The following is a 7,095-nucleotide window of genomic DNA, read 5'->3' as shown; positions in this document are numbered from 1 at the left end:
CAGCCGAGCCACGGCCCGCTGGCCAGGGCGTCGCGTCCCCGCCGGGCGACGTCGAGGGCCAGCCGCTCCGCGAGCAGCCGCCGCCCGTGGACGCGGTCCGCCAGCAGCGCGGCGAAGGCCGCGAGCACGAAGAACGAGAGGAAGATGTCCAGCAGCCCGATGCGGGACATCACCAGGTGGTGGCCCTCCACGGCCAGCAGCAGCCCGGCGACCGCGCCCAGGGACACCGAGCGCAGCAGGTGCTGCGTGGCGAGGGCGACCAGCAGGACGGACAGCGTGCCGGCCACCGCGGCGCTGAACCGCCAGCCCACCCCGTTGTCCGGGCCGAACGCGAGCATGCCCAGGCCGATCAGCCACTTGCCCAGCGGCGGGTGCACCACGTAGGCGGCCCCCTCGAGCGGCTCCGCCTCGCCGCGCGCGAACGCGTCGTTGACGTCCTCGTCCCACCGCCGCTCGTAGCCGGACTCCAGGAGGGAGTAGGCGTCCTTGGGGTAGTAGGTCTCGTCGAAGATCAGCTGGTCCGGGTGGGCCAGGTTCGTGAACCGCAGGACGCCGCCGATCGCCGTGACCAGCAGCGGCAGGATCCAGTGCCACCGCGTCAGGGGCGCCGCACTCACCCCGAGGCGGGCGCGCAGGGCGGCGACGCCGAAGGGGCCGTCGTCGACCGCGACGGCGGCGGGGCGGGAGGCGAGGGCGGTGGCGGGCACGGGCTCCATGCTAGGGGGGCGGGTGGACGGCGAGACGTGCACGGTGACCGGGGCCGTAGGCTCGGGGCAGCCGTCCGTCCGTCGAAAGGTCGTCCCATGCCCGAGGGCCGCATCGTCCTGGCCGCCACCCCCATCGGCAACCTCGGGGACGCGTCCGCGCGCCTGCGTGAGCTGCTGGCGGAGGCGGACGTGATCGCCGCCGAGGACACCCGGACCGCGCGGCGCCTGTGCGCCGGACTGGGCGTCACCCCGACGGGCAGGGTGGTGGCCCATCACGAGCACAACGAGGCGGCCTCCACCCAGGGGCTGCTGGACCAGGTGCGGGGCGGTGCCACGGTGGCGGTGGTCTCGGACGCGGGCATGCCCACGGTCTCGGACCCGGGGTACCGGCTCGTGGCGGCCGCGGTGTCCGCAGGGGTGCCCGTGACCTGCGCGCCCGGCCCCTCCGCCGTGACCACCGCGCTCGCCCTCTCCGGCCTGCCGACGGTCCGGTTCGCCTTCGACGGCTTCGTCCCCCGCAAGGACGGGGACCGACGGCGATGGCTCACCTCCCTGCTGACCGAGGCCCGCACGGTGGTCGCCTTCGAGTCGCCGCAGCGTCTGGCGGACGCGCTGGCCGTCGTCGTGGAGGTCCTCGGTGCGGAGCGGCCGGTGTGCGTGGCCCGCGAGCTCACCAAGCTGCACGAGGAGGTGGTGCGCGGCACCGCGGCCGAGGTGCATGCCTGGGCTGCGGAGCGGCACGCAGGGGAGGGGATCCGCGGGGAGATCGTGCTGGTGATCGGGCCGGCCGCGCCCGGCGCCGAGGGCGAGGCGTCCGAGGCGGACGCCGTCGCCGAGGTGGCGGTGCTGGTGGAGTCCGGCACCCGGCTCAAGGAGGCCGTGGCCGCGGTGGCCGGAGCCCATGGGATGCGGAGCCGGGAGCTCTACCAGGCGGTGCTCGCGGCCCGGAGCTGACACGTCCCCGGCTACACAGATGCTCATGCGCGGGGGCGCGGCCCCGGGGCCTGGCTAGGATCAGCCGTGGAGCCGCTGCCGACCGCCGCCGGACGGCGTCGGAATACCCGTGGCCGTCCACCCGTTCCCCTGAGGGACGCGGGGCGTGCCGCCTCCGACCACCGACCCCGAAAGAGGTGCATCATGACCGTGACCGCTGAGCGCGAGAAGGCGCTGCTGGAGTCCGTCCCCACCGGCCTGCTGATCGACGGCGAGTGGCGCGATGCCTCCTCCGGCAAGACCTTCGACGTGAAGGACCCGGCCACCGGCAAGGTCATCGCGAGCCTGCAGGACGCGAACTCCGACGACGCCCTGGCCGCCTTCGACGCCGCCTGCGCCGCGCAGGCCGACTGGGCCCGCACCCCGGCCAAGGAGCGCGCCGACATCCTGCGCCGCGCCTACGACCTGATCAACGAGCGCGCCGAGGACTTCGCGCTGCTGATGACCCTCGAGATGGGCAAGCCGCTCGCCGAGGCCCGCGGCGAGGTCACGTACGGCAACGGCTTCCTGCGCTGGTTCTCCGAGGAGGCCGGCCGCCACTACGGCCGCACCCTGACCGTGCCGGAGGGCACGCTGCGCATGCAGGTGCACCATCGCCCGGTGGGCCCGTGCCTGCTGATCACCCCGTGGAACTTCCCGCTGGCCATGGCCACCCGCAAGGTGGGCCCCGCCGTCGCCGCTGGCTGCACCATGGTCCTCAAGGCCGCCAAGCTGACCCCGCTGACCACCCAGCTGTTCGCGCAGGTGATGCAGGAGGCCGGCCTGCCCAAGGGCGTGCTCAACGTCGTCGCGGGCTCCTCCGCCTCGTCGATCTCCAGCCCGATCCTGCAGGACCGGCGGCTGCGCAAGGTGTCCTTCACCGGTTCCACGCCGGTCGGTGTGCGCCTCATGAAGGACGCGGCGGACAACGTGCTGCGCACCTCCATGGAGCTCGGCGGCAACGCCCCGCTCATCGTCTTCGAGGACGCGGACCTGGACGCCGCCGTCGAGGGCGCCTTCGCCGCGAAGATGCGCAACATGGGCGAGGCCTGCACCGCCGCCAACCGCTTCCTCGTGCACGAGGACGTGGCCGAGGAGTTCACGCAGAAGTTCGTGGCCAAGCTCGAGGCGCTCAAGCCCCTGCGCGGCACCGACCCGGAGTCCACCCTCGGCCCGATCGTGGACGAGGGCGCGCGCGACGACATCGACCAGCTCGTCCAGGACGCCGTGGCGGCCGGCGGCGAGGTGCTCACCGGCGGCCACAAGATCGAGGGCGACGGCTACTTCTACGCGCCGACCGCGATCAAGGTGGAGAAGGGCAACCCGATCCTCCAGCAGGAGATCTTCGGCCCCGTGGCCCCGATCGTGACCTTCTCCTCCGAGGAGGAGGCCATCGAGATGGCCAACGACACCGAGTACGGCCTCGCCTCCTACGTGTTCACCAAGGATCAGGCCCGGATGTACCGCGTGGCCGAGAGCATCGAGTTCGGCCTCATGGGCTACAACGTGGGCGTCATCTCCAACCCGGCCGCGCCGTTCGGCGGCGTGAAGCAGTCGGGCCTGGGCCGCGAGGGCGGCGCCGAGGGCATCGAGGAGTACACCTCGGTGCAGTACATCGGCATCGCCGACCCGTGGGCGGCCACGAAGGCCTGACCTCTCCGCCGATCCGTGCCCTCCGGGGGCGGTATCGGGTGGTATCCGACGTGGATACCACCCGATACCGCCCCCGAGGCGTGTCGGGGGGGCCGGGCTCGGCTCCCTAGAGTGGGGTGTATGGCCCACGCATCCGAGACCCCGCTCGCCTACCGCGCCCCCGCCCCGCAGCCGGACGACGACGGCGGCCCGCGCCGGGACGCCCACGAGGAGAAGTCGGGACGTCGGCGGCGCCTCGAGTACCCGCCCGCACCCGAGCCGCTGCCGGCGCCCGTCGTGGACAACCACACGCACCTCGACTTCCGCGACGGCCTGGTCCGCGTGGACGTCCACCAGGCGATGGACGCGGCGGAGGCCGTGGGCGTGGTCGGTGCGGTCCAGGTGGGCTGCGACGTCGCCTCGGCCCGGTTCACGATCGCGGCGATCGAGGCCGAGCCCCGCCTGCTCGGCGCCGTGGCGCTGCACCCCAACGACGCGGCCCGCCTGGCCGAGCGCGGCGAGTTCGAGGAGGCGTTCGCGCAGATCGCGGAGCTCGCCCGCCACCCCCGCGTGCGCGCCGTCGGCGAGACGGGCCTCGACTACTTCCGGACGCAGGACGAGGCCGGCCACGCCGCGCAGCAGGAGTCCTTCCGCCGGCACATCCGACTCGCCCGCGAACTCGGCACGGCCCTGCAGATCCACGATCGGGACGCGCACGACGACGTCGTCCGGATCCTGCTCGAGGAGGCGGCCGACGGCGGGCTGCCCCCGCACGTGGTGTTCCACTGCTTCTCCGGCGGGCCCGATCTGGCCCGCACGTGCGCCGAGCACGGCTGGCACATGTCCTTCGCCGGTCCCGTCACCTTCAAGGCCAACGACGAGCTGCGCGAGGCGCTGCGGATCGCCCCGGCCGAGCTGCTGCTCGTGGAGACGGACGCGCCCTTCCTCACACCGCATCCGCATCGGGGCCGCCCCAACGCGCCCTACCTGATCCCGCTGACGCTGCGGGGCATGGCGGAGACGCGCGGAGACGACGTGGCGGCCCTCGCCCGCGCGGTGAGCGAGAACACCGCCCGGGTGTACGGCTCGTTCTGAGCCGATCCAGACCCGGCCCCTAGGATGGGCGACGTGCTGACCCGACTCCTCAAAGCCCGGCTGCCCGAGGGAACGCAGTACCTGGTGGACCGCCCCATGCGGATCCGCCTCGTGTTCGTGGTCCTCGGGTCCGTCCTCGTGGCCGGCCTCGAGATGGTGGCGCTCGCCTCGATCCTCCCGCTGGTCAGCCTGCTGACCTCGGGTGAGCTGGGCTCCCCGGCGCTCGAAGGGCTGCTGGCCCGGTTCGGGGCCGTGACGGTGCCGGAGCAGACGGTGGCCTTCGCCGTCGTGATCGTGCTGGCCTTCCTGCTCAAGGCGATCCTGGTGCTCGCGTTCCGCTGGTGGACCATGGGGTTCACCAACCAGAACCTCATCCGCACGTCTGCCACGCTGCTGCGCTACTACCTGCGGGCCGACTACGGCCTGCACCTGACGCGCACGGTCGGCACCCTGGTCAACAACGTCACCGGCACCTCCAGCATGGCCTACACGGGCGTGGTGAACGCGTCCGTCACGTTCCTCACGGAGGCGGTGACGCTCGTCGCGGTGGCGGTCGTGGTGGGCGTCGCCATGCCGCTGACGGGGCTCGGGATGGCCCTGTACTTCCTCGCCGTCGCCTGGGTGATCAAGACCGTGATCCGCCGCCCGGCCTCCCGCCTGGGCTGGACCCTGGTGACCGCGGGGGAGCGGGCCAACACGGCGGCGCTGCAGGGCCTGGAGAACTACAAGGACGTGAAGATCCGCGGCAACGACTCGGCCTTCATGGAGGAGTACCGCGCGGCCCGCATGGAGAGCGCCGAAGCCACGCGGCTCAAGATGATCCTCACGATGATGCCGCGTTACGTGCTCGAGGTCGCCTTCGTGGCCGCCATCGCGGCGCTCGTGGCCGTGGCCTTCATCCAGGGCCGCGGCGGGGAGGCGTTCGGCTCGCTCGCCCTGCTCGCGATGGCCGGCTTCCGCGTGCTGCCGTCCATGGCCGCGCTCATGGCCACCACCAATGAGATCCGCACCTCCTGGCCGGCCTTCGAGCGCACGACGGCGGAGCTCGCCGCCGCGCAGCCGGTCCTGCACGCGGCGGACCGGCCCTACGAGCGCATCACGTTCGAGGAGTCCATCGAGGTGCGGGACGCGTCCTTCACCTACCCCGGCAAGGCCGAACCGGTCCTGCGCGACATCGACCTGCGCATCCCCTTCGGCTCCTCGTACGCCTTCGTGGGCGGCAGCGGTGCCGGCAAGACCACCCTGGTGGACCTGGTCATCGGCTTCCACCACGCCCAGCGCGGTGGGGTCTACGTGGACGGGGTGGAGCTCGAGGCCAACCCGCGCGGCTGGTGGGACAACGTGGCGTTCGTCCCGCAGTCCGTCACCGTGGTCAACGGAACGGTGCTGCACAACGTGCTCCTGGACGTCGAGGCCACCCAGACGGCGGACCGGGCCGAGGTGGAGCGCGTGCTGCGCGAAGCCCAGCTGGGCCAGTGGCTGGACGAGCTCCCCGACGGCCTGGACACCGTGATCGGCGAAGGGGCCGTGGGCGTCTCCGGCGGCCAGCGCCAGCGCCTGGGCATCGCGCGCGCGCTCTTCCGGCGCCCCCGCCTCCTCGTGCTCGACGAGGCGACGTCGGCCCTCGACAACCTCACGGAACGCCGGGTCACCGAGGTGATCGAGTCGCTGCGCGGACGGATCACGGTCATCGTGGTCGCCCACCGTCTCTCCACGGTCAAGCGCTGCGATCAGATCGTGCTGATGGACCAGGGGCGGATCATCGGCCAGGGCACGTTCGCCGGGCTGCAGGAGACGAGCCCCGAGTTCCGCGAGCTCGTCCGGCTCGGTGACCTCTCCACCTGAGCGGAGCCCGCGCCGCTGCGTCCCGGCTACCCTGTCCGGCGCCCCGATAGACTCGCGGGCATGGTCCAGCCCTCCCCGCACCCCGTTCCCGCCCCGCTGCTGAGCGCCGCGGACGTGCGGCGCATCGCCGCCGAGCTGGACCTGCGTCCCACCAAGCAGTGGGGCCAGAACTTCGTGATCGACCCGAACACGATCCGACGCATCGTGCAGGCCGCGGACGTGACCGTGGACGAGCACGTGCTGGAGATCGGCCCCGGTCTGGGCTCGCTCACCCTCGGCCTGCTGGACGCGGCCGCCGCCGTCACCGCCGTCGAGATCGACCCGGTCACCGCCGCCCGCCTGCCGCGCACCGCCGCCGAGTTCCGCCCCGGGGCCGAGGACGCCCTGGCCGTGCTGCACGCGGACGCCATGACGCTGAACGAGCAGTCCCTGGCTGAGGTCCGGCCCGCTGCCGCGGCCGGCGGCCCCACCGCGCTCGTGGCGAACCTGCCCTACAACGTGGCCGTGCCCGTGCTGCTGCACGCGCTCGCGGTCCTGCCGGGGCTGCGGCACGGCCTGGTGATGGTGCAGGAGGAGGTCGCGGACCGTCTCGCGGCCGGGCCCGGCTCCAAGGTCTACGGCGTGCCGTCCGCCAAGGCGGCGTGGTACGCGGACGTGCGCAAGGCGGGCACCATCGGCACCCAGGTGTTCTGGCCGGCTCCGCGCATCCACTCCGGGCTGGTCGCCTTCACCCGGCGCGAGCCGCCGGCGGGCAGCGCGTCCCGCCGGGAGGTCTTCGCCGTGGTGGACGCCGCCTTCGCCCAGCGCCGCAAGACCCTGCGCGCCGCGCTCGCCTCCTGGGCGG

At 73.2% G+C, this 7,095-nt stretch carries 6 protein-coding genes; 5 read left to right on the top strand and 1 reads right to left on the bottom strand.

Translation table 11 applies throughout. From position 1 onward, the window contains the following. On the bottom strand, positions 1–716 hold a 716-nt coding region (locus HMPREF3105_RS07715), incomplete at its 3' end, for a phospholipid carrier-dependent glycosyltransferase (RefSeq protein WP_371441106.1). 87 nt (positions 717–803) lie between these two features. On the opposite strand from HMPREF3105_RS07715, the gene rsmI reads away from it, so the two are divergent. The 5 genes from rsmI to rsmA all read left to right on the top strand — a co-directional run. Next, positions 804–1,661: a 16S rRNA (cytidine(1402)-2'-O)-methyltransferase gene (gene rsmI / locus HMPREF3105_RS07710; protein ID WP_070709103.1), complete on the top strand. Its 858-nt coding sequence runs from the start codon at positions 804–806 to the stop codon at positions 1,659–1,661. 183 nt (positions 1,662–1,844) lie between these two features. After that, entirely contained in the window at positions 1,845–3,332 is a 1,488-nt protein-coding gene (locus HMPREF3105_RS07705) for an NAD-dependent succinate-semialdehyde dehydrogenase (protein WP_070709102.1), read from the top strand. Between the two features lie 120 nt (positions 3,333–3,452). Beyond that, on the top strand, positions 3,453–4,406 hold the full coding sequence (locus tag HMPREF3105_RS07700) for a TatD family hydrolase (RefSeq protein ID WP_070709101.1): 954 nt from the start codon (positions 3,453–3,455) through the stop codon (positions 4,404–4,406). Positions 4,407–4,439: 33 nt separating this feature from the next. Beyond that, complete coding sequence (locus HMPREF3105_RS07695) at positions 4,440–6,251, top strand: ABC transporter ATP-binding protein (RefSeq protein WP_070709104.1); 1,812 nt, start codon at positions 4,440–4,442, stop codon at positions 6,249–6,251. Between the two features lie 60 nt (positions 6,252–6,311). After that, on the top strand, positions 6,312–7,095 hold a 784-nt coding region (gene rsmA / locus HMPREF3105_RS07690), incomplete at its 3' end, for a 16S rRNA (adenine(1518)-N(6)/adenine(1519)-N(6))-dimethyltransferase RsmA (RefSeq protein ID WP_070709100.1).

The sequence above is a fragment of the Micrococcus sp. HMSC31B01 genome, from assembly GCF_001816085.1.
Classification (GTDB): Bacteria; Actinomycetota; Actinomycetes; order Actinomycetales; family Micrococcaceae; genus Micrococcus; species Micrococcus luteus.
Note: the sequence above shows the minus strand (reverse complement) of the source record. Positions and strands in the feature narration are given on the sequence as shown.

What these genes read in the sequence shown, in the direction of transcription:
- rsmI (WP_070709103.1), top strand. Translation starts at nt 804, where the DNA reads ATGCCCGAGGGCCGCATCGTCCTGGCCGCCACCCCCATCGGCAACCTC.
- HMPREF3105_RS07705 (WP_070709102.1), top strand. Translation starts at nt 1,845, where the DNA reads ATGACCGTGACCGCTGAGCGCGAGAAGGCGCTGCTGGAGTCCGTCCCC.
- HMPREF3105_RS07700 (WP_070709101.1), top strand. Translation starts at nt 3,453, where the DNA reads ATGGCCCACGCATCCGAGACCCCGCTCGCCTACCGCGCCCCCGCCCCG.